Annotated in this window: 21 protein-coding genes; 7 read left to right on the top strand and 14 right to left on the bottom strand. The window is 71.4% G+C overall.

Annotation, left to right across the window (positions count from 1 at the left end; genetic code table 11):
* Positions 1-14: 14 nt before the first annotated feature.
* Complete coding sequence (locus AC4PMY_RS05770; protein WP_064296112.1) at positions 15-329, bottom strand: hypothetical protein; 315 nt, start codon at positions 327-329, stop codon at positions 15-17.
* 127 nt (positions 330-456) lie between these two features.
* Between AC4PMY_RS05770 and AC4PMY_RS05775 the strand changes: the two genes are divergently transcribed.
* Positions 457-1,611, top strand: coding sequence for an AI-2E family transporter (locus tag AC4PMY_RS05775; protein WP_491622185.1), 1,155 nt, complete (start codon positions 457-459; stop codon positions 1,609-1,611).
* 23 nt (positions 1,612-1,634) lie between these two features.
* Here AC4PMY_RS05775 and AC4PMY_RS05780 read toward each other — a convergent pair whose 3' ends face one another.
* The 8 genes from AC4PMY_RS05780 to AC4PMY_RS05815 all read right to left on the bottom strand — a co-directional run bounded on the left by AC4PMY_RS05780 (position 1,635) and on the right by AC4PMY_RS05815 (position 9,262).
* Entirely contained in the window at positions 1,635-2,732 is a 1,098-nt protein-coding gene (locus AC4PMY_RS05780) for an ABC transporter ATP-binding protein (RefSeq protein ID WP_491622186.1), read from the bottom strand.
* The gene (locus AC4PMY_RS05785; protein WP_491622187.1) at positions 2,729-3,541 is read right to left on the bottom strand and encodes an ABC transporter permease; all 813 of its coding nucleotides are present in this window, start codon (positions 3,539-3,541) and stop codon (positions 2,729-2,731) included. The genes AC4PMY_RS05780 and AC4PMY_RS05785 overlap by 4 nt, the downstream gene beginning before the upstream one ends.
* The gene (locus AC4PMY_RS05790; RefSeq protein ID WP_071262276.1) at positions 3,538-4,506 is read right to left on the bottom strand and encodes an ABC transporter permease; all 969 of its coding nucleotides are present in this window, start codon (positions 4,504-4,506) and stop codon (positions 3,538-3,540) included. Before AC4PMY_RS05790 ends, AC4PMY_RS05785 begins: the two co-directional genes overlap by 4 nt.
* Positions 4,506-5,615, bottom strand: coding sequence for an ABC transporter substrate-binding protein (locus tag AC4PMY_RS05795; protein ID WP_064296115.1), 1,110 nt, complete (start codon positions 5,613-5,615; stop codon positions 4,506-4,508). Before AC4PMY_RS05795 ends, AC4PMY_RS05790 begins: the two co-directional genes overlap by 1 nt.
* A gap of 193 nt (positions 5,616-5,808) precedes the next feature.
* Positions 5,809-6,441, bottom strand: coding sequence for a GNAT family N-acetyltransferase (locus tag AC4PMY_RS05800; protein WP_064295557.1), 633 nt, complete (start codon positions 6,439-6,441; stop codon positions 5,809-5,811).
* Positions 6,442-6,490: 49 nt separating this feature from the next.
* Positions 6,491-7,606 carry a lactonase family protein gene (locus AC4PMY_RS05805; RefSeq protein WP_274499344.1) on the bottom strand — a complete coding sequence of 372 codons (1,116 nt, stop codon included), beginning with the start codon at positions 7,604-7,606 and terminating at the stop codon, positions 6,491-6,493.
* A 42-nt stretch (positions 7,607-7,648) separates the two neighbouring features.
* Positions 7,649-7,942 carry a winged helix-turn-helix transcriptional regulator gene (locus AC4PMY_RS05810; RefSeq protein WP_064295555.1) on the bottom strand — a complete coding sequence of 98 codons (294 nt, stop codon included), beginning with the start codon at positions 7,940-7,942 and terminating at the stop codon, positions 7,649-7,651.
* 33 nt (positions 7,943-7,975) lie between these two features.
* Entirely contained in the window at positions 7,976-9,262 is a 1,287-nt protein-coding gene (locus AC4PMY_RS05815; RefSeq protein WP_064295554.1) for an adenylosuccinate synthase, read from the bottom strand.
* Between the two features lie 252 nt (positions 9,263-9,514).
* Here AC4PMY_RS05815 and AC4PMY_RS05820 point away from each other — a divergent pair, with 252 nt between their 5' ends.
* The gene (locus AC4PMY_RS05820; protein WP_064295553.1) at positions 9,515-10,267 is read left to right on the top strand and encodes an HAD-IIB family hydrolase; all 753 of its coding nucleotides are present in this window, start codon (positions 9,515-9,517) and stop codon (positions 10,265-10,267) included.
* Between the two features lie 33 nt (positions 10,268-10,300).
* Here AC4PMY_RS05820 and AC4PMY_RS05825 read toward each other — a convergent pair whose 3' ends face one another.
* Complete coding sequence (locus AC4PMY_RS05825; protein ID WP_338000141.1) at positions 10,301-10,759, bottom strand: DUF3151 domain-containing protein; 459 nt, start codon at positions 10,757-10,759, stop codon at positions 10,301-10,303.
* A gap of 143 nt (positions 10,760-10,902) precedes the next feature.
* Here AC4PMY_RS05825 and AC4PMY_RS05830 point away from each other — a divergent pair, with 143 nt between their 5' ends.
* The 3 genes from AC4PMY_RS05830 to AC4PMY_RS05840 all read left to right on the top strand — a co-directional run bounded on the left by AC4PMY_RS05830 (position 10,903) and on the right by AC4PMY_RS05840 (position 14,192).
* Complete coding sequence (locus AC4PMY_RS05830; RefSeq protein WP_064295551.1) at positions 10,903-11,598, top strand: TetR/AcrR family transcriptional regulator; 696 nt, start codon at positions 10,903-10,905, stop codon at positions 11,596-11,598.
* The gene (locus AC4PMY_RS05835; RefSeq protein WP_064295550.1) at positions 11,588-12,244 is read left to right on the top strand and encodes an ATP-binding cassette domain-containing protein; all 657 of its coding nucleotides are present in this window, start codon (positions 11,588-11,590) and stop codon (positions 12,242-12,244) included. Before AC4PMY_RS05830 ends, AC4PMY_RS05835 begins: the two co-directional genes overlap by 11 nt.
* Before the next feature lie 70 nt (positions 12,245-12,314).
* Entirely contained in the window at positions 12,315-14,192 is a 1,878-nt protein-coding gene (locus tag AC4PMY_RS05840; RefSeq protein ID WP_079001342.1) for a YhgE/Pip family protein, read from the top strand.
* Between the two features lie 430 nt (positions 14,193-14,622).
* Here AC4PMY_RS05840 and AC4PMY_RS05845 read toward each other — a convergent pair whose 3' ends face one another.
* On the bottom strand, positions 14,623-14,943 hold the full coding sequence (locus AC4PMY_RS05845; protein ID WP_064295548.1) for a hypothetical protein: 321 nt from the start codon (positions 14,941-14,943) through the stop codon (positions 14,623-14,625).
* Positions 14,944-15,190: 247 nt separating this feature from the next.
* Positions 15,191-15,859 carry a TrmH family RNA methyltransferase gene (locus tag AC4PMY_RS05850; RefSeq protein WP_071262241.1) on the bottom strand — a complete coding sequence of 223 codons (669 nt, stop codon included), beginning with the start codon at positions 15,857-15,859 and terminating at the stop codon, positions 15,191-15,193.
* 107 nt (positions 15,860-15,966) lie between these two features.
* On the opposite strand from AC4PMY_RS05850, the gene AC4PMY_RS05855 reads away from it, so the two are divergent.
* Together AC4PMY_RS05855 and AC4PMY_RS05860 are read left to right on the top strand one after the other, a co-directional pair.
* Complete coding sequence (locus tag AC4PMY_RS05855; RefSeq protein WP_071262240.1) at positions 15,967-16,761, top strand: HAD-IIA family hydrolase; 795 nt, start codon at positions 15,967-15,969, stop codon at positions 16,759-16,761.
* Positions 16,762-16,822: 61 nt separating this feature from the next.
* On the top strand, positions 16,823-17,863 hold the full coding sequence (locus AC4PMY_RS05860; protein WP_491622188.1) for an alcohol dehydrogenase catalytic domain-containing protein: 1,041 nt from the start codon (positions 16,823-16,825) through the stop codon (positions 17,861-17,863).
* 24 nt (positions 17,864-17,887) lie between these two features.
* On the opposite strand, the gene AC4PMY_RS05865 is transcribed toward AC4PMY_RS05860, so the two are convergent.
* Together AC4PMY_RS05865 and pyrE are read right to left on the bottom strand one after the other, a co-directional pair.
* A complete protein-coding gene (locus AC4PMY_RS05865; RefSeq protein WP_491622189.1) occupies positions 17,888-21,571 on the bottom strand; it encodes a hypothetical protein in 3,684 nt (1,227 codons plus the stop codon).
* Positions 21,571-22,119 (bottom strand): orotate phosphoribosyltransferase, encoded by a 549-nt coding sequence (gene pyrE, locus AC4PMY_RS05870; protein WP_491622190.1) that lies wholly within the window; start codon positions 22,117-22,119, stop codon positions 21,571-21,573. Before pyrE ends, AC4PMY_RS05865 begins: the two co-directional genes overlap by 1 nt.
* Between the last annotated feature and the right edge of the window lie 46 nt (positions 22,120-22,165).

The following is a 22,165-nucleotide window of genomic DNA, read 5'->3' on the forward strand; positions in this document are numbered from 1 at the left end:
CGTGGACCTCGCGGTCAGTTGCCGCGGCGGCGGTACTGGGCGAAGACCGCCGCGTCGGCTGCCCAGCCCGCGCCGAGGAAGCGGAGACCTGTTCCGGCGTCGGTCCCGCCGGCTGCGGCCGCGGGCGTCTGGGTCGGCTCGACCGAGGCGGTGAGATCGACCCCGGCAGCGCCCGCGGCGACGTGCGCAGTAGCGCTGACGCGCTCGGCGACCACTCCCTGCTCCGCGGCCTCGTCGCGCCGGCCCGGCATCGGCTCCGTGAGCGGGACCGCCCGCAGCGGTGCGGTGACCCGGGTATGGACGGCGTGCGAGCGGGTGATCGATGACATGTTCCCATCGTCCTGAACGCGAACACCCGACACATCCCGCAGCCGGGTGATCCTGCGGGACCCGGTCTCATCCTCCGGTACCACGACAGCTGTCGGGCAAACGGGCGGTGGGCAATACGCTTGCGGCATGACGAGTACGCCCCATCGCCACCAGCAGCTGCGTCCGGCGGCACGTCAGCAGCGTGTCCGGTTCCGCGCCCACCGCGCGGCCGAGGTGACGACCACCGTCAGGACGACCCTCCAGCGCCCCTTCGCGATCGGCTTCGTCGGAGCACTCGGTGCCCTCGCGGCCATCCTGCTCGTCCTCACCCTCGGCTCGCTGTCGACCATCCTCGTCTCCATCGCGGTCGGACTCTTCATCGCCCTCGGCCTCGACCCGGTCGTCGTCCGACTCGAGGCACGAGGCATCAAGCGCCCGTTCGCCATCGCGATCGTCTTCGCCGCCTTCGCCGTCCTGCTCGCGATCCTCCTGGCCCTCGTCATCCCCGTCGTCACCCGGCAGGCCGTCGAGCTGGTGAGCAACGCCCCCGCCTTCCTCACCGGCATCCAGGACCAGGAGTGGTTCCGGTCCCTGAGCGACTACCTCGGTCCGGGCGTCGATCTCCAGGGCGCGCTCGATTGGCTCTACGGGGTGGCCGCCGACCCGAAGACGTGGGTCGTCCTGGCCGGCGGCGCCCTCAACCTCGGCGTCGGCATCGCGAACGGCTTCTTCGGCGGCTTCATCGCCCTCGTCCTCGCGCTCTACTTCCTCGCGTCCATGCAGGCGATGAAGAACGCGTTCACCTCCCTCGTGCCCCGTCGCTCCCGGCCGCGCGTCGTGTCGATCACCGACCAGATCACCGCCTCGATCGGCGGGTACGTGAGCGGCATGGTGGTGTTGGCCGGGATCAACGCCGTCCTCGGGCTCATCATGATGCTCATCGTCGGGGTGCCGTACGCCGGGATCCTCGCCGTCGTCATCTTCTTCGTGACGCTCATCCCGCTCGTCGGCTCGATCATCGCCACGGTCATCGTCGCGACCGTCGGGCTGTTCGACTCACCGACGACGGCACTCGTCGTCATCGTCTACTACCTGGTCTACATGCAGATCGAGTCGTACGTGCTGACCCCGCGGGTCATGAACAAGGCGGTCTCGGTGCCCGGCGCCCTCGTCGTCATCGGCGCGATGGTGGGTGGTTCGCTCATCGGGCTGCTCGGCGCCCTCGTCTCCATCCCGGTGACGGCGTCGATCCTGCTGATCTTCAAGCAGGTCGTCGTGCCACGACAGAACGCGAAGGCGTAGCCGCTCCCCGCCGGTGAGGGGCCTCAGGCCGTCTGCACCGGGACGGGACGGCCGGCGAAGCGGATGCGGACGGGCTCCCCCGCCTCAAGTCGTTCCGTCGCGCCGTGCTGCACCGCGACCAGCGTGCCGTCCGGCAGCTCGACGGTCGTGCGACGCACCGGGCCGAGGAAGCTCGAGGTGAGCACGACCGCAGCAGACCCGACCGTGGGCTCCGTCGCGTCGGTGAACACGACGTCCTCAGGCCGGACGAGCGCGACGACGGCACCATCCCCCGGCTGCTCGCCGATCACCGGGAGCACCTGCCCGAGCACCTCGACCCCACCGGGCACGAGCACACCCGGGATCCGGTTGCTCAGGCCGATGAACTCCGCGACGAACGGCGACGACGGCCGCGAGTAGAGCTCCTCCGGCGTCCCGATCTGCTCGATGACGCCGGCACGCATGACGGCGACCCGGTCGGCGACGGCGAGCGCCTCCTCCTGGTCGTGCGTGACGAAGAGGGTCGTGATCCGCAGCTCCGATTGGATCCGACGGATCTCGTCACGCAACTGGACGCGCACCTTGGCGTCGAGTGCGCTGAGCGGCTCGTCGAGGAGGAGGACCCGAGGACGCGTGACCAACGCCCGGGCGAGGGCGACGCGCTGCTGCTGCCCGCCCGAGAGCTGGTGGGCGTAGCGGGCGGCGAGGTGGCCGAGGCCGACGAGGTCGAGACTCTCGGCGGCACGCGTCCGTCGCTCGGCCGCCGGCACCTTCCGCATGCGCAGGCCGAACTCGACGTTCTCGAGCACCGTGAGGTGTGGGAACAGCGAGTACGACTGGAACACCATGCCGAGGTCGCGCTTGTTCGTCGGCACGGACACGACGTCGACCCCGTCGATGAGCACGCTCCCCGAGGTGATGTCTTCAAGCCCCGCCAGGCTGCGGAGCGCGGTCGTCTTCCCGCACCCCGACGGCCCCAGCAACGCGACGAACTCGCCGGGCGCGAGGTCGAGGCTCACGCCGTCGAGGGCACGGGCACCCGAGCCGTAGTCCTTCACGACGCGATCGAACCGTACCGCTGCGCCGGCCGGGCGTCCGTCTCCGGGCGTCGCTGCGGGTGCCGACTGGTCGATGGTGGTCATGGTGTCTCCCTGATGCGGCGGATCGATCCGACGCGGCCGATGATGAACAGCAGGACGAAGGCGAAGGCGAGCGCCAGCAGGGCGAAGGCGACCGCGACGAAGGGGTCGCTCTTCGACACCTGCACGAGCGAGGTCTGCAGCGTGTTGCGTCCGAGGAGCGAGGCGATCGTGTACTCACCGAGGACGACGGCGACCGAGATGACCGACGCCGTCAGCACGCCGCGACGCAGGTTGGGCAGCAGGACGCGGACGAGGACGGTCCCCCAGCCGGCGCCGAGCGTGCGCGCGGCCTCGGCGAGGGTGCCGACGTCGACCGACTGCAGGTTCGCGGCGATCGCCCGGTAGGCGTAGGGCAGCACCGTGATCCCGTACGCGAACGCGAGCGTCCACGGCGCACTGCCGAGGAGCCTGGCCACGACCGAGTAGACCGGCGCGAGTCCGACGACGAGCACGATGGCCGGCACGGTGATCGGGATGATGCAGACGAACTCGAGGACCCGCTGCAGCTTCGGGAAGCGGAGCTTGACGAGGATCATCGTCGGCAGCAGGAGCACCACGACGATCAGCACGGTCACCGCGGCGAGCACGACGGAGTTGCCGATGCCCTGGAAGAGCACCCGGTACTTCCGCGAGTTCTCCGGGTCGAGGATGGCGGCCCAGTGGCCGAGGTCGTGGCCGCCGTCGATCCCGGCACGCAGGGTGAACTCGACCATCGACAGGATCGGGACGGCGAACACCACCGCGACGACGACGAGGATGATCCGGCCGGTGAGCTTCGACGGCGTGGCCGAGTCGCGGACCGCGCTCATCGCTGCCACCGTTCCGTCCGCGCCTGCAGGGCGGAGTAGGCCGTCATCATGACGACCATCACGACGATCATCCCGATCGCGAGCGAACCGGCGAGGTTCTCCCGGCCGAGGACGGTCTCGCTGATGAGGGCACCGCGGATCTGGAGTGGCACGATCTGCGCCCCCTGGCTGATGAGCGCGGCGGCGGTCGCATAGCTCGAGAACGCGTTCGCGAACAACAGCAGGAGCGATCCGAGGAACGATGGGGCGAGGATCGGCATCGCGATCCGGGTCCAGTAGGTGAAGCGGGTGCCGCCGAGGGTCGCGTTCGCCTCGGACCAGGTCCGCTTCAACCCCTCCATCGCCGGCATGAAGGTGATGACCATGAGCGGCACCTGGAAGTACAGGTACGGCAGGAGGAGGCCTGGGACCTGGTAGAGCCACACGCCGTCGGCGAAGAGGTCGACCCCGAGGCGGTCCTTGAGGAACACGGTGACGAGGCCCTGGATGCCGATGGTCGCGATGAAGGCGAAGGCGAGCATGACGCCACCGAACTGGGCGAGGACGCTCGAAGCCGCATCGACGAAGGTGCGGATGAGTCCGTCGGGCCGGACCGCGAGGAGCGCGTAGCAGACGAGGGCTCCGACGACGGCTCCGGCGACCGCGGTGACGGCGGAGACCCAGAAGGAGCTGGCGAAGGCCCCGAGGACCGCCGGTTCGGCGAGCGCCGTGAGGTTGTCGAGCGTGAACGCGCCGTCGCCGTCGAAGAAACCGGTGGCGAGGGCGAGGAACGTCGGGACCGCGAGGAAGAGCAGGGCGTACAGCGCGAACGGCGTCAGGCCGAGGAGCGCCCAGCGCGGACGGCGGCGGGGGCGCGCCGCAGCGGGTTCGGCCGAGGCGTCCGATGCGTCGGTGGGCGGGAGCGAGACGGCGGGGCCGGCGTGTGCCGACCCCGCCTCACTCCGCCGGGTGGCGGAGGTGGTCATCAGGAGATCGCTGCCGCCCACTTCTCGGCGAGCAGCGAGGTGGCCTGCTCGGTCTGCTCGGGCGTGAACTGCACGAGGTCGGCGGGCATCTCGCCCACGGCGTCGAGCGCCTTCTGGTCGACGGTGTCGGCCTCGACCATCGCGGCGAGGGTCGAGGGGTACGCGCCGGCGGCGAGGTACAGGTTCTGCGCCTCGGGGCTGAAGATGAACTCCTGCCAGAGTCGCGCGGCCGCGGGGTGCGGCGCGTCCACGTTGATGGCCTGGTTGTAGTAGCTGCCGACGGCCGAACCCGGGAGGACGGTGGTCTTCCAGTTGCGCTGGCCCTCGTTCTCGGTCGCCGCGGCGAGGTTGTTGTAGCTCCAGTCGATCACGACGGGGGTCTCACCCGAGGCGATCGTCGCCGGGGTCGGGTCGAGGGGCAGGAAGTTGCCCGCCTGGTTGAGCTTCTGGAAGAAGTCGACACCGGGCTGGATGTCGTCGGCCGAACCACCGGACTGCAGGGCGGCGAGGTAGACGCCGGCTGCGGCGGCACCGGCCTGGGTCGGGTCGCCGTTCAGCGCGACCTTGCCCGCGAACTCGGAGCCGAGGAGGTCGTCGAGCGACTTCGGTGCCGGGACGGCGTCCGCGTCGTAGCCGATGGAGACGAGGCCGGTGTAGTCGTACACCCACAGGCCGGTCTTCTCCTTCGAGCCCTCCGGGATGTCGTCCCAGTTGGCGACCTGGTACGGCGCGAACTGCTTGAGGTTGTCGAGGGCGACGGCGGAGCCGAGGTCGAAGACGTCGGGAGCGGTGTCCTGGCCCTGCTGGTTCTTCGCGGCCGTGATCTCCTCGGCGCTCGAGACGTCGGGGTCGGCCGAGTTGACCGTGATGTCGTACTTGTCCTCGAACGCGGAGATGATCTTCCCGTAGTTCGCCCAGGTGTCGGGGAGGGCGATGACGTTCAGCTGGCCCTCGGCCTTCGCCGCTTCGACGAGCGCGTCCATCCCGCCGAAGTCCTCGGCGGAGGTCGCCGTCTTGGCGTCGACGTCGGAGCCGGCTCCGGTGTCCGCTCCGGCGGAGCATGCGGTGAGCGCGGTCGCGGCGAGTGCGACGATGGCGAGGGCGGTCATACGCCTGGTGTTCACGGTTCCTCCAGTGACGTCGGCGGCCGCCCGTGCTGTCGGGCCGTCGGATACCGCGTCCGTCGTCTGGAGGACAAGCTAGGGTCGCGACGTAGCGCGATCGGGGCCTGCCGGTGTCGCGCAGGTGAACAGTGCCCTTCGACAAGCTCAGGGACCGGGCGGGGGGGGCTCCGGGGCCGCGTCAGCCGCGGAGGGCGACTGGGCCGGGGCTCCGGGCGAGGCGTTCCTCGAGACCGGCCCGGACCTCCGGCCACTCCTCGGCGATCACGGAGAACAGCGCGGTGGTCCGCCACGTGCCGTCCGCCCGCTGCTTGTCGCGGCGGATGAGCCCCTCGAACGTGGCCCCGAGGCGCAGGATCGCGGTGCGTGAGCGCTCGTTGCGCTCATCGGCCTGGATCTTCACCCGGCCGAAGCCCGCGTCGAAGGCGAGCCCGAGGAGCAGCAGCTTCGTCTCGGCGTTGACGGCGGTGCCCCAGACGCGCGGGTCGTACGCCGTCCAACCGAGGTGGGCCGCCTCCCCCGGCTCGTCGAAGTCCCCGAGGGTGGACGTGCCGACGAGGAGCCCGTCGTGTTCGCCGCCGACGAGCCGGATGACGTAGGTGTTCCGCACCCCGGTCGTGAAGTAGCCGTCCGCGAAGGCGTCGAACTCGGCCTGCGTCGTCGGCAACCCCGCAGGCCCGCCGCCGTAGCCACCGGCGAACACCTCCGGGTGCGCGATCGCCGTGAACAGCTCCGGATAGTGCGCGCGGTCCAGCGGTTCGAGGCGGATGGTCCGGCCGTCGATGGGGCGGGGCTCAGGGCGTCGTGCGGTCACCGTTCCACCGTATCCGGTGACGGGCGTCGGGCGAGGACCGGTCTCGCGGTCAGGCGAGGATGAGGCAGGTGGGCGAACCGGCGTCGAGCGTCCCGAGGAGTGTCGTCGGGACGCCCGTGCGCTCGTCGAGCCGGAAGCTCGCGATGGAGTTCGACAGCTGGTTCGCGACGTGCAGGAAGCGGCCCGACTCCCGGTGGTGACGCGGCATCGTCCCGCCGCACTCGACGTCGGCCACGGCCTCGACCCGCGAACCGTCGCCGGTGACGCGCAACGTCGCGATGCGGTCGCTCCCGCGGACGCCGACGTGCAGCTGCTCGCGCGAGGCGGCGAGGCTGATCTCGGCACCCGTGTCGCCCTCGGACACGCCCTCCGAGGTCGCGACGGTCGCCGCGAGGATGTGCCAGTGCCCGTCGGTGCCGTCGACGCCGAGCGTGAAGACCTCGACCGAGTACTCGGTGATGACGTGGAGGTGGCCGCTCGGGTGGACGACGAGGTGTCGCGGACCCGTGCCGCGCGGGAACACGACGGTGTGGTCGAGCACCAACCGCGACCCACGGAGCTGCCAGATGCGGACCGTGTCGTGGCCGAGGTCGGTGGTCGCGATGCGGCCGTCCGGGAGGAGCGCCGAGGCGTGCGCGCGCGACGGTCGGGACGGCAGTGCCTCGCCGACAGCGGCCTCCAGCGCGAGGAGCGTGAGCGCGTCCTCGCCGGCGTCCGCGGATTCGGCGGCGAGTGCGGTGGGCGACGCCCAGGGGTCGACGGACGCCTCGCCGAGACGTGGGTCGCCGGCGAACGCCGCGTTCTCCGCGAGCGGGACGGTCACGACCCGACCGTCGCCGTAGCAACTCGCGATGAGGACGTCGGCACCGGGGACCGTCGCGACGTGGCACACGGAGTCGCCGGCTTCGATGGGCTTGCCGAACGGCGCGAGCCCGAACTCGCCGGAGCGCTTGAACGCTTCGACGGCCCCGGTCGACTCGCTCGCGGCGTAGACGATCGGCAGCGTCGGGTGCAGGGTCAGGAACGACGGCGACTGCGCCTCCGACGACTGCACGAGGCGGAGGGTGCCCGCCTCGTCCTGGCGCAGCAGGCTGATGCCGGCACCGGTGCCGTCGGCCTCCGAGGTGTAGGAACCGAGCAGGAGGTAGGGGTTGTCGTCGCTCACCCCCACAGTCTCCCACCTGCGCCGTCTGACATCGGCGCCCGCTCAGGAGGCGCGGCGGGCACGGACGCCTGCCGCGTACTCCTTCGGGGTCATGCCGATCGCCTCACGCACGATCCGGATGAGCGTCGCACGGGTGATCCCGAGCGCGTTCGCGAGGGTGACGAGCGAGAGGTCGGGATCGTCGTCGAGCGTCGCCAGGGCGCGCCGGACCCGTGGGTCGAGCGCTCCGGTGTCGCGCTGGGCACGCACCGCCGGGCGAGGCCTGACCTCACCGCTCGTGAGCTCCTCGACCGGTGGCAGCCCGGGCAGGGACGGCTGACTGGATTCGTCCACCATGGTGCGTTCGACGCTCGTCGTTCGCTGCTCGGATCAGTCGACGAGGTCGTGCCGCACGACGATCGCATCGCGGCCGGGACCCACGCCGATCGCGGAGATGCGCGAACCGCTCATCGCCTCGAGCGCCAGCACGTAGTCCTGGGCGTTCTTCGGGAGGTCCTCGAAGCGGCGGACACCGGTGATGTCCTCCTGCCAGCCGGGGAACTCCTCGTAGATCGGGACGGCGTGGTGGAAGTCGGTCTGCGAGACCGGCACCTCGTCGACCCGGACGCCGTCGACCTCGTAGGCGACACACACCGGGATGGTGGCGAGGTCGTCGAGGATGTCGAGCTTCGTCAGGACGAAGTCGGTGACGCCGTTGATGCGCGCCGCATACCGGGCGATCGGGGCGTCGTACCAGCCGACACGACGCGGGCGGCCGGTCGTCGTGCCGAACTCGAAGCCCTTCGAGCGGAGGTAGTCGCCGGACTCGTCGAACAGCTCGGTCGGGAACGGGCCGGCGCCGACGCGGGTCGTGTAGGCCTTGACGATGCCGATGACGCGGTCGAGGCGGTTCGGGGCGACACCGGAGCCGGTGGCCGCACCACCCGAGGTCGCGTTGGAGGAGGTGACGAAGGGGTAGGTGCCGTGGTCGACGTCGAGCATCGTGGCCTGCCCACCCTCGAAGAGGACGATCTTGCCGTCGTCGAGCGCCTCGTTCAGCACCAGCGCGGTGTCGGCCACCATCGGGCGGAGTCGCTCGGCGTAGGCGAGGAGGTCGGCCACGATCTCGTCGACCGTGATGGCGCGGCGGTTGAAGACCTTGACCAGCAGGTGGTTCTTCTGGTCGAGGGCGCCCTCGACCTTCTGGCGCAGGATGTTCTCGTCGAAGAGGTCCTGGATGCGGATGCCGACGCGGTTGATCTTGTCGGCGTAGGCCGGGCCGATGCCACGGCCGGTGGTGCCGATCTGGCGCTTGCCGAGGAAGCGCTCCGTCACCTTGTCGATGGTGCGGTGGTACTGGGTGATGACGTGCGCGTTGGCGCTCACGAGGAGGCGCGAGACGTCGATGCCGCGGGCCTGGAGCGCCTCGAGCTCGTGGAACAGCACCTCGATGTCGATGACGACACCGTTGGAGATGACGGGGACGACGCCGCTCGTCAGGATGCCGGACGGCAGGAGGTGGAGCGCGTACTTCTCGTCACCGATGACGACCGTGTGCCCCGCGTTGTTGCCGCCGTTGAACTTCACGACGTAGTCGATGCGGTCACCGAGCAGGTCGGTGGCCTTCCCCTTGCCTTCGTCGCCCCACTGGGCGCCGACGATCACGATTGCTGGCATCTGGATGCCGCCCCTTCCGGATTCTCGTGTGCCCGGCGGATCCGCTGGGGAACCACGCCCTGACAGGCCGGACGCCCACCCTCTGCGGGCGGGCGTCTCGTGCACGCACCCCTCCATCGTACCGGAGGAGGGTCACGGGCACCGAGTCCCGGGCTGCGCTCGATACCATGAGGGGATGTTCAGGCCTCGGGCGGCCGTCCTGCCTGCCGATGGCCCTCGACGACCGTCCTCTCGACCGACCGAACGGAACCCATGACCTCCCTGCCGCGCCTCGTCGCCTTCGACCTCGACGACACCCTCGCCCCGTCGAAGTCCGCGCTCGACCCTCGCATGGCCGAACTGTTCGTCGCGCTCCTCGAACGCACCTCGGTGTGCATCATCTCGGGCGGCCAGATCGTGCAGTTCCAGAACCAGGTGCTCGACCGGCTCGGAGCCGCGTCGCCCGAGGCCCTCGGCCGACTGCACCTCATGCCCACCTGCGGCACCCGGTACGACCGCTTCGACGGCACCGCGTGGGTCACCGTCTACAAGCACGACCTCACCGACGACCAGAAGGCCCGAGCCATGGGCGCGCTCGAGACCGAGGCCAAGCGACTCGGCCTCTGGGCCGACGAGACCTGGGGACCGATCCTCGAGGACCGCGGCTCGCAGATCACCTTCTCCGCCCTCGGGCAGGCAGCGCCGGTCGCCGAGAAGACCGCCTGGGACCCCGACGGCGCGAAGAAGGAGTCGCTGCGCGCCGCCGTGCAGGCCTTGCTCCCCGACCTCGAGGTCCGCTCCGGCGGCTCGACCTCCGTCGACATCACCATGGCGGGCGTCGACAAGGCGTTCGGAATGACGCGGCTCGCCGAGCACACGGGCATCCCGCTGGAGGAGATGGTCTTCGTCGGCGACCGTCTCGACGAGGGCGGCAACGACTACCCGGTCCTCGCGCTCGGGGTGCCGTCGGTGGCCGTGCACGGTTGGCAGGACACGGCGGCGTACCTGGAGTCGCTCGGCCTGTAGGCCCTTCGACAGGCTCAGGGACCGGGGAAGCCGCTAGTCGGAGCCGAGGATGACGATCGCGGAGGTCGGCGGTGCCGCCGCCGCGACGAGGTATTCGATCTCCTCCGACGCGGTGGGGTCGGCCTCACGCAGGAAGGTGTCGAGACGCTCGACCTCTTCGGTCTCGCCGATCGCCTTCGCGGAGCGGCGGAGCGCGTAGAGCGAGCGCAACACCCCGCGGTTCGGCGCGTGCGACCACGGGATCGGGCCCTGACCGCGCCAGCCGGCGGCACGGAGCGAGTCCAGGCCGCGGTGGTACCCGACCCGCGCGGCCGCGTAGCCGGGGATCGGCGACTGCGGGTCGTGGACGGCGTCGGCGAGGAGCGCCCAGCCGAGCGAGGAGCGGGGGTGGGCCGCGAGGAGGTCCGCCAGCGCCTCGATCGAACCGACGGCCGCGTGGAACTCGGCATCGGTGGCGCTGTCGTCCGGCAGCAGTGTCGGAGGGGTTGCCATCAGATTCTCACCGGTCATCGTTCAACCATAGCTCCGTTCCCGGAGCCCGGCGTGGGAGGAAGCTGGCAGCCCTCGCTGAGAGCTCGCCGCATCCATCGACATCAATATTGCACACCGCTGTGCAAGATAGTACGATCGCTGTCATGACCACCACCCAAGCGCCTGCGAGCGGGTCGCGCGCCCCTCGTCGCGACGCCGCGGAGAACCGCCTCGCGCTGCTCGAAGCCGCCCGCCTGGCGCTCCGCAGCGACCCCGACGCCAGCCTCGAGACCATCGCGGCCGCCGCCGGCCTCACCCGCCGTTCGGTGTACGGACACTTCGCCACGCGCGACGAGCTCGTGAACGCCGTCGTCGTGGCTGGGGCCGAGCGCGTCGCCGCGTCGATCACGGCCGTCCGAGGCGAGGACCCGCTCACCACCATCGCGCTCATCGGCGACGTGCTGTGGGCCCAGGTGGACCACGTCCGGATCATGGCGCCGCTCGCCGTCCGCGGGCCGCTCCGCGCGGTCACGGCAGCAGCCCTCGAACCCGTTCGGACCCTCCTCCTCCGCACCGTCGAGGCCGGTGTCGCGGACGGTTCCATCCGCCCCGACATCGACGCCGGCGTCCTCGCCCGACTCGTCGAGAGCACGGCCGTCGGGGTGCTCGAAGAGGCGACCCGGTCCGGCCTCTCGACGAGCGCCGGCCGCCGCCTCGTCATGCTCGCCACCCTCGGGGCTGTCGGTCTGTCGTGGCAGGACGCCACGGCGGTCGCCGACCGCGCCGACACCGGACACGCAGACACCCACCGGCACACCGCCGGCACCGGTACGAACGAGGAGTCCTCCCATGCGCGTTGAACTCGACGGCGTCTCCAAGGGCAAGGGCGGCATCGTCCTCGAGCCGACCTCCCTCTCCTTCCGGACGGGCGAGGCGACCTTCGCCCGCGCCGAGACCGAGCAGCGGCCGACCGTCCTCGGCCTCATCGCCTCCGGCCGGATGAAGCCCGACACCGGGACCGTCCTCGTCGACGGAGCGACCGACCGCAAGACGATGCGCCGCGTGATCGCCCTCATCGACGCGCCCGACGTCTCCGAACCGGCCAGCGGCGTCGCGGTCTCCGGCGTCGTCGCCGAGGAGCTCATGTTCGCCGGCCGGGCGAGCCACCCCTTCGCCGTCGCGCGGTTCCTCGAGTCGCTCGACCTCGCACACCTCGCGAAGCAGCCGATCTCGACCGTCGCGCCGACCGACCGCGTGCGGCTCCTCACCGAGCTCGCGGTCCTCCGGGAGGACGTCACCGCACTCGTCCTCGTCTCCCCCGACCGCCACGGCGGCGACCCGCTCGAGTGGTGGAACCTCGCCCGCAAGCTCGCCGCCCGCGGCTACGGCGTCCTCGTGATCGCCGGCGACGCTTCGGCGACGGCCATCAACGCCACCGCGGACGCCCCGGTGTCCGAGAACGCCACGGACGAACTCGTCCCCCTCTTCCAGCAGGACTGGTCGTGACGCACACCGTGCACCACCACCGTCCAGCCACCACCTCATCCCGCACCATCCGTCCCCAGAAGGACCTCCTGTGAAGATCTTCGCGATGATCCGCGCCGAACTGTCCCGCCTGTGGGCCACCCCCATGTCGCGACTCGCCCTCGTCGCCCTCATGTGCGTTCCGCTGCTCTACGGCGGCCTGTACCTCTGGGCGAACCAGGACCCGTACGCCAAGCTCGACCAGGTGCCCGTCGCCCTCGTCGTCGAGGACACCGGTGCGCCGGCGACCGACGACACCACCGGCGATGCGACCGGTGAGACGGAGAACTACGGCGACGACATCGCCGACCAGCTCATCGAGGACGGCTCGTTCGCCTGGCACGAGGTCAGCGCGGCCGACGCCGCACGGGGCGTGAACGACGGGACCTTCGACTTCAGCGTCACGATCCCCGCCGACTTCTCGACCTCACTCACCTCCGCGTCGGGCGACGCCCCGCAGCAGGCGACGGTGCAGCTCACGACCAACGACGCCAACAGCTACCTGGCGACGACGATCGGCGAGCAGGCCGTCAAGCAGATCAAGGCGACCATCGTGCAGACGGTCAACCGTCAGGCCGCCGGCCGGTTCCTCATCGCTCTCGACACGATCAAGACGAAGCTCGTCGACGCCACCTCGGGCGCCACGCAGCTGGCCGACGGCGCACAGCAGGCCTTCGACGGCGCCGGGACTGCCCAGGCCGGCGCTGCGACCCTCGCGTCCGGCACGGCTCAGATCGCCGCGGGGACGGCCAGTCTGCCCTCGCAGACCGATCAACTGGCCTCGGGTGCCGAGCAGGTGGCGTCCGGGACGTCGACGCTCGCCGGCAAGGGTGACGAGGTCGGAGCAGCCGCCCAGCGACTCGTCGACTCGATCCCCACGGCCCGCGCCCAGATCTCACAGACGCTCGCGGAGAACGGCTTCACCCCCGAGCAGATCGCCCAGGTGCTGGCACTGCTCGACCCGGTGGCAGCCGACGCCACGACGGCGAACGAGCGCGTCCAGACCGTCGTCTCGCAGGTCGACCAGCTCAACAGCGGTGCCCAGCAGGTCGCCGGAGGCGCCCGGACGCTGAGTGACGCGATGCCCGCGCTCGCCTCGGGGACACAGCAGGCCGCCGACGGCGCGGCGTCGCTGCAGACCGGCCTCACGACCCTGCAGACGGGCCTCGGCACCCTCCGCGACGGCATCGTCACCCTCCGCGACGGTCTGCAGTCCGGCGCGGACGCCATCCCAGCGACCACGGCGGACTCCCGCGAACTCCAGGCCAAGACGATCGCCGACCCGGTCAAGCTGACCAACTCCTCCGTGACGAGCGCGGGCACCTACGGAGCCGGACTCGCGCCGTTCTTCGTCAGCCTCGCCGCCTGGATCGGCATCTACGCGCTCTTCCTCATCGTCAAGCCGGTCTCGCGGCGCGCGATCACGGCGCTCCACAGCCCCATCAAGGTGACCGTCGCCGGCTGGCTCACGCCCGGCCTCCTCGGCACGATCCAGATGGTCGCGCTGTTCGGGATCCTCGCCGGCGCCCTGCACTTCGAGGTCCACAACCCGCTCGCGACCTACGGGATGATGGCGCTCGCGTCCCTCACCTTCGCGGCGATCATCCTGACGCTCAACGTGTGGTTCGGCAGCGTCGGACAGTTCCTCGGCCTCGTGCTCATGGTCGCCCAGCTCGTCACGGCCGGAGGCACGTTCCCGTGGCAGACACTCCCGGCGCCGCTGGCCGCACTGCACCATGTGCTCCCGATGTCCTACGCCGTCGACGGCATGCGCCAGTTGATGTACGGGGGACGGATGGACGCCGCTCTGCAGGACGCCGGAGTCCTGCTGGCCTGGCTGGCGATCGCACTGAGCCTCTCGGCGATCGGCGTGACGCGGATGACGCACGCCAGGACGCTGCGCGACCTCCGGCCGAGCCTCATCGGCTAGGCAGCCGTCGAGCGCGCAGGAGCCCGCGCAGGAGCGTCGTCCTCGGGTGGGACGACGCTCCGGCGCGTGTGGTCGGCCTGCTGCGTGCGACGCCCATTCGGGTCGGGCATCGTTCGACGTCGGCGTCTGAGCGCCGCGTCGATCCGGGTTCGGGTCCGCCCGACAGCGTTGCACTCCCTTGAGTGATCGACTGGAGGCGCGATCATGACGCGGAACGCGGCAGATTCTCGGAACGGTCGTCGAGCCACCGGAAGGACCGGCGTTCGTCCGGTGCGAAGACCCCGCCGACACACCCCGGAAACACCGGAGGCCGCCGGGAGTGGGGGGACTCCCGGCGGCCACCGGTGCGACGGAACGGGCGCGTTCCGTCTGGAGCAGCTGAGCGTCGTGGTTCGGGCCACGGCGATCAGCTGCGGGTGCAGCGCGCTGCTCAGCGGGAGAGCAGCGACGCCTCCTCGCGCTGTTCGGCGAGCATCCGACGACGCGTCGCGAAGGCGGCTCCGGCCCCCCAGATGAGGAGCGATGCGAACAACGCGCCGGCCGGAGCGATGAGCTCGCTCGAACCGGGCTGCGTCGCACTGATCGAGCTCGACGCCTCGTCGACCCGGGCCTCGGCCTGAGCCGGCGCGGCGACGCCGACGATGAGGGCGACCGCGAGGGCGGCGGGGACGGCGAGCGCGGCGACGCCGCGGACCTTGGACGGGTGGGTTCCTCGTTCGGGCGAGACTCCCAGGGCAGAGCGGTGCTTCATCTTCGATTCATCCTTCGGGTGACCGCCGATTCGCACCGCACGGATTCGGGCCCGTGCGGTGGCCCTCGGTGGCTTCGGGTGCCGGAGGGATTCGGGTTCAGCGGTGGAGTGTTGCTCCGCTAGACAGTATGCCGGGGTGTGTCGGCACTTTGGGGGACCTCGGGGGCAATTGAGGGAATCTTGAGGTGTTCCTGAGGTACGCACACGGGTGCCGTTCGAAACCACCCGCGGACGGGGGCCAACCCGATCAGGACGCGTCGAAGGAGACGTGCTGCATGACCCAGGCGTGCATCGCGACGGCTGCCGCCGCTGAGGCGTTGATCGATCTCGTCGACCCGAACTGGGTGATCTCGAGCACCGCGTCGGCCGCGGCGAGCGCCTCCGGCGAGAGCCCAGGCCCCTCCTGTCCGAAGAGCAGGAGGCACCGCTCGGGAAGCCGGAACGTCTCGATCGGGACCGACCCCGGCACGTTGTCGATCGCGATGATCGGCAGCTCGGCCGCCGACGCCCAGGCGACGAGCGCCGCGACGTCGACGTGGTGCTCGACGTGCTGGTAGCGATCGGTCACCATGGCTCCGCGCTTGTTCCACCGACGGCGGCCGACGATGTGGACGGTGTCGGCCGCGAACGCGTTGGCGGTGCGCACGATCGACCCGATGTTCATGTCGTGCTGCCAGTTCTCGATGGCGACGTGGAACGGATGGCGGTGGTCGTCGATGTCGGCGACGATGGCCTCCATCGACCAGTAGCGGTAGCGGTCGACGACGTTCCGGGTGTCGCCCTCGCGCAGCAGCTCGGGGTCGTACCAGGGGTCGTCCGGCCACTCCCCCTGCCATGGACCGACGCCGGCCGTCGGGCTCCCGGCCTGATCGGGGCCGGCGACCGGGTCGTCCGGGTGGAGCGGGGTCTCTGGCACCAGCCAACCCTACCCGCGCCGTGCCACACTGGAGGTCCGGGCCCGACGCCGCGCCACCCCCGCGGCGCAGCGCTCGCGCAGCCCACACGGAGCACCTGGAGGAACGCATGTCACGACGCGACGAGGTCGAATGCTGGCTCACCGACATGGACGGCGTGCTCGTCCATGAGAACCACGCCCTCCCGGGTGCCGCCGCGCTCCTGCAGCAGTGGCAGGACCAGCGGACGCCCTTCCTGGTGCTCACCAACAACTCGATCTTCACCCCGCGCGACCTGAGCGCCCGACTGCGCGCGTCCGGGCTCGACGTGCCCGAGGAGTTCATCTGGACCTCCGCGCTCGCGACGGCCGCCTTCCTGGCCGAGCAGGAGCCGGGCGGCTCGGCGTTCGTCATCGGGGAGGCCGGGATCACCACGGCCATCCACGAGGCCGGCTTCACCATGACGGAGACGAATCCCGACTACGTGGTCGTCGGCGAGACCCGCAACTACTCGTTCGAGGCCATCACCAAGGCGATCCGCCTCATCGCCGGCGGCGCGCGCTTCATCGTGACGAACCCGGACGCGACCGGACCGAGCAAGGACGGTCCGCTTCCGGCGACCGGTGCCATCGCGGCGCTCATCACGAAGGCCACCGGCATGGAGCCCTATGTCGTCGGCAAGCCGAACCCGATGATGTTCCGATCGGCGCTCAACAAGATCGGCGCGCACTCGGAGAACACCGGCATGATCGGCGACCGCATGGACACCGACATCGTCGCGGGCATCGAGGCCGGTCTCCACACCATCCTCGTGCTCACGGGCATCAGTGACGAGGCCGAGATCAACCGCTACCCGTTCCGTCCGAACGAGATCCTGAGCGGCGTCATCGACCTCGTGACGGAGCCCGTCGAGGTCGAGATCTAGGCCGTTCGGCCACCACCAGCCCACCGTTCCGTTCCCGCCCCGCCACGCACCGAGGACTTCCATGCGCGCCGTCGTCTACGACCAGTTCACCGCCGAGCCCGAGGTCCGCGACGTGCCGGATCCGGTGCCGTCCGACGCCGGCGTCGTCGTGCGCGTGGAGACCACGGGTCTCTGCCGGAGCGATGCGCACGGCTGGCTCGGGCACGACGACGGCATCGCCCTCCCCCACGTGCCCGGCCACGAACTCGTCGGGCGCATCCATGCGGTCGGCCCCGCCGTCGAGCGGTTCCGCGTGGGCGACCGCGTCACGGTGCCCTTCGTGTGCGCGTGCGGACGCTGCGCCCAGTGCCTCGCCGGGAACGGGCAGGTCTGCCCGAACCAGACGCAGCCGGGCTTCACCCACTGGGGTTCCTACGCCGAGCTCGTCGCCCTGCACGACGCGGACGTGAACCTCATCCCGGTGCCGGAGTCCCTCGACGCCGGTGCCGCCGCCCTCCTCGGGTGCCGGTTCGCGACGGCCTTCCGCGGGCTCGTCCACCGCGCCGGGCTCCGCAGCGGGGAGCGCCTGCTCGTCGTCGGCTGCGGCGGCGTGGGGCTGAGCGCCGCCATGATCGGCATCGCGCTCGGTGCCGAGGTCATCGCCGTCGACATCGACGCCTCGGCCCTGGCGCGCGCGGCGTCGATCGGCGTCACGCACACGATCGACTCGAGCGGACTCGACGAGGCCGCCGTCCTCGCGCGCATCGCCGCAGCCGCACCCATGGGCGTGCAGGTGTCGGTCGAAGCCCTCGGACGTGAGTCCACGATGCGCCTCAGCCTCCTCGCGCTGGCTCCGATGGGCCGTCAGGTGCAGATCGGCCTGTTCTCGAGCGAACCGACACTCCCGCTGCCGCGCATCATCTCGCAGGAGCTGTCACTGCACGGCAGTCACGGCATGCCGGCTTCCGACTACTCGGAACTGCTCGACCTCGTCTCGAGCGGTGCGCTGCGTCCGCAGGATCTCATCGAACACCGCATCGGCCTCGACGAGGCGCCGGCAGCACTCGTCGCCCTCGCCTCCGGCGACCGCTCGACGGGCGTGACCGTCATCGACGTCGCCTGACCCGCGACGACGTCGGGTGCGTCGTCAAAGGGTGTCCGGGGCTCCGGCCGTCGACCATCCTGCGGACACGCTCGGCATCGTGGCGTCCGCAGCCGCTCCGGCCGCGTTCGCGGCACCGACGAGCGTTCCGAAGTAGAACGCGAGCAGGAGCAGGACCGCGGCCCCCAAGCCGACGACCGCCCAGAGCAGCGCCTTCGGGACGCCCTGATCCGCGTGCTCTCCGCGGTATTCGGGGAGATCGCGGTCGGGCGCGGACTGCGTGGCCTGCGGTGGCAAGGTGGCGCCGACGATACCCGCAGCCGCGGCCGGGGTCGTGAGCGCGCTCGCGCCGTCGAGTTCCGGGAACGCGACCGTCTCGCCCGGGAGCGCGGCCGGCGCCGTCTGCGGCACGTTCGCGATCGGCCCCTGCGACGGGACTGCCGCGGCGTGTGCGCCGAAGACGGACACCGAGGCGGGGGTCACTGGTGTGGGCGCGGTGTCCGAGGCGACATCCGGCTCAGCCGTCGGGGAGGTGTGTGAAGCGCTGTCGTCGTCTCCGGCGGCGTGGGCCCCGTTCCGCCGGGACCCGCCGGTGTCGTCGTCGGGATCCGTGCCGTCGACATCGGTGCCGTCGGCGGCGACTAGGCCCGGGACGGGGGCGAGCGGGAGATCGGGGTCGGCGATCGCGTCGGCCTGGAGCGACCAGCCACCCTCGGCGGCGAAGGCGTCGGCGAGCGACCGTGCCGAGGCCGCCTCCGCAGTGGCGGTGGTGGTGGTGGCGGGCTGATCGGACGGATCGGCAGGGGCGACCGTGGCAGAGTCCTCGGCCTGCTCGGTGTCGGCGAGCGGCGTGGCAGCCGGCTCACCGTCGGTCGCGGCGCCTTCGACCGAGGCGACCTGGACCGCATCCGTCTCCGGTCCGAGGTCGAACAGCGACTCGAGCCGCAGCTCCTCGCTGACCGGCTCGGGCTCGCCGACCGGCTCAGGGTCGATCGAGTCCTGGTCAGCGATTGGGGCATCCGACGCGGCGGCATCCGTGGTGGGATCGGTCGCACCGCCGGCGACGGCCCCGTCCGGCACGAACGACGGAAGCGGCGTGACGCCCGCCGCAGGAAGTGGGACGGCGTCGAACTCGACGATCTCCTCGTCGAACTCGTCGTCGAGCTCCTCCGGGTCGACGGCGAACGCCGGGGTCTCGGAAGCTGGGGTCCCGGTGACCGGGGTCGGCGCCGTCTCGCGAGCGGAATCGGCGTCGGCCGAGGTCTCCGTGGCGTCGGTGTCGTCGCCCGAGCCGAGGCCGGAAGCGGCACCGGCAGCGGTTGCGGCCCCTGCGGCGGCGAGGCCACCGGCCGCCACGGCTGCGTCGAACCCACCGAGCGACAGCGTCGGGAAGAGGTCGACCGTGTCGTTCGCGGCGGGGACGATCGGTGCGGCATCCGGCGCGGAGCTGTCGGTCTCGGTCGCGTCGTCGGTCCAGCTGGCGAACTCGTCACCGGGTCCGTCGACGAGCGGGCGACCGAGCGTGACGGCGGCGAGGCCCGGAGCGAAGGGCTGGACGTCGCCGGCGATGAACGCGGCATCGGGCACCTCGCCCTCGAGCGCGAGCTCCGACGGGGACTCCGCGCTCACGGCTGACGACTCGGCGCCCTCCCACTCCACCGGCGGGACCGGGATGGGCTGGGTCGTGGGAGCCGCGTGCACGAGCGGGTCGAGGGCGTCGTTCGGAGCGAGGTCCCAAACGAACGGTGCGGTGCCGAAGGGGCTGACCGTGGGCTCGGGTTGCACGCCGTCGAGGGAGATGAGCTCCGTGATGGAACGCTCGGCCTTCGGGGTCGGCGGGCCGAAGGCCGGGGGGACGTCGGCGGTGTCCGTCGCGTCGTCGTCGACCGGCGCATCGTCACGGCCGGACTCGGCATCGGTGTCGGTATCGGGTGTCGGCACCGAGGCAGCGGCTGCTGCTGCGGCTGCTGCTGCGGCTGCCGCGCCCGCGAGGGCCGAGAAGCCCGGACCTCCGAGGCTGTCGAACGGCCGCGTCTCATCGAGCGGTTCGGCGTCGACGTCGGGGACCGTCTCGGGCCACGGAACTTCGGCGGGCGAGGTCGGCTCCGCAGCACTCGTCGGCGACGCCGCTGCGACCGTGTCCCAGCGGAACGGTGCCGCGGGGGTGATCGGCTCGGAGGCGACGATGCCGTCGGACGCGGGCTCGGGCTCGAGCTCAGAATGGGCGGTCGGCTGGACCGACTCGCTCGAGGACGGGGACGTCGCCTCCTCGGTGATGGTGCCGACGACGGACTCGTCTGCGGTGTCGAGTAGCTGGGGCGCTTCGTCGACCGGTTCCGCCTGTGCTTCCTCGGACGGCTGCTCCTCCGGTGCCGCGGGCGCGGCGCCGAACGTCTCACCGAACGGTTCCGTCAACCAGGCCAAAGGGTCCGTCCGCGGTGTGGAGGCCTCGGCAGGCGCCGGCTCGGCTGTCCAGACGTCGTCGGTAGCTGGCTCGTCGGCAGCCGGTTCATCGGCCGTGGCCTCGTCGGGGCGTGCGGCGAGGGGCGTCGAAGCGTCGATCGTCGTGTCACGGACCTCGACGGTCTCTCCGCCGAGGACGTCGTCGCCGAACGTCTCGGAGAGGCTCCAGGAGCCCTCCGGCAGATCGTCGTCCTGCACCTCGGCGTCGGGTGTCGACGCGGAGCCGGACGGCACATCGCGGTCCGCGGCGGTGGGCGACGGCGTCACCGGCGGGGCGGCGGGCGGCAGCGGTGCGGCGGGAGTGCCACCGTCGGGCGACGAGGTGGCGGTGGTCGCGCCGATCTCCTCCGCCTCGACCGCGGCCCAGGCCGCCGGGTCGTCGGCCGCGAGCGCTCGGGCCGTGGGCAGGACGGCCGTCGAGACGTCCTCGGGGGCTGCTGGGTCGGCGTCGATGTCGTCGCTGCCGCCGAGGCTCCAGGGCTCGTCGGCGACGGGTGGCAGGACGACCGGGTTCGTCGGTGCGGGCCGGAAGGTGCCGGCGGGCGCGTGCTGGAGGACGGAGTCGGTGTCGACCGTCAGCTCGTTGCGAGCGGGCGGCACCGGCGATGCCGGGGCAGGGGTCGGCGGGACGACCGGGAGCTCGAGGGCGTTCGGGTGACGCAGACCCTCCGACCGGACGGGAGCTTCCTCGGGCATCGGGTCGGCCGGGGCTGCAGGCGTGGCGGGTGCGGCGGGCTCCGCGCTGGGTGCATCCGGCGCCGGCGGTGCGGGGGCCGGTGTCGTGTCGTCGGCCGGGTTCGGCACCTGGTTCTGCCACCAGGCGAGGAGTTCGGCCTCGCTCGCGAACGCACCTGGAGCGGTGGCCGGGGCGGCGGAGGTCGGCTCGGCGGCAGCGGTCGTCTGCTCGACGGGAGCGGGCGACGGTTCGACCGGAGCAGGCGTCGGTTCAGCGTGCGTCTGAGCCGCTGCCGCATCCGGCACGGAGGGCGCGGACCACTGGGGCTCGGCCGGGACCGGCGCAGCCACCGACGAAGCAGCGGCCTGGGCATCGGTGTCGCCGACGACCGGCAGGACTCGCGTCCGGTCGTCGTCAGCGGGCGCCGGAGCGACGGCTGCCGAGGGGTGCTCGTCGACCGCGTCGGTGTCGGGCTGCGTCTCGATCGCCTCCGTGTCGTCGGCGTCGAGCTGCGAGAGCAGCCAGTCGGTTCCGTCCGCGGGTTCCTCCGGCAGCCCGGCCCCGCCGCGTCCGGTTCCGTCGCCGGACATCAGACGAGTCCCAGGTCTTCCAGGCCGATCGCGGCCAGGTACTGGTAGCCCGCGGCCTCGATGATCTCGCGGGCGCCGGTCGCGCGGTCGACGACGACGGCGACGGCGACCACCTCGGCTCCGACCTTCTCGAGCGCTTCGGCCGCCTTGAGCGGTGATCCACCGGTGGTCGAGGTGTCCTCGAGCACGATCACGCGCTTGCCCCGGAGGTCGGGGCCCTCGACCTGCTTGCCGCGGCCGTGGTCCTTCGGCTCCTTACGGACGACGAAGGCGTCGTAGGTGAGTCCGCGCGCGGCACCCTGGTGCAGGATCGCGGCTGCGACGGGGTCGGCACCCATGGTGAGGCCACCGACCGCGAAGACGTCGGGGACGTCGGCGATGAGGTCGATCATGACCTGCCCGATGAGGGGCGCGACGCGGTGATCGAGGCTCACCTTGCGGAGGTCGACGTAGTACGTCGCTTTCTTGCCGCTCGTCAGGGTGAAGTCACCGTGGAACACGGCTTCCGCCGAGATGTGGTCAATGAGCTGAGCTCGTGCGTCCGTCACGTCGGAGAGTCTACAAGCTGTGACCCCCATCGCCGCAGTCGCCCGG

This window comes from Plantibacter sp. MDV22-iso1, assembly GCF_058408345.1.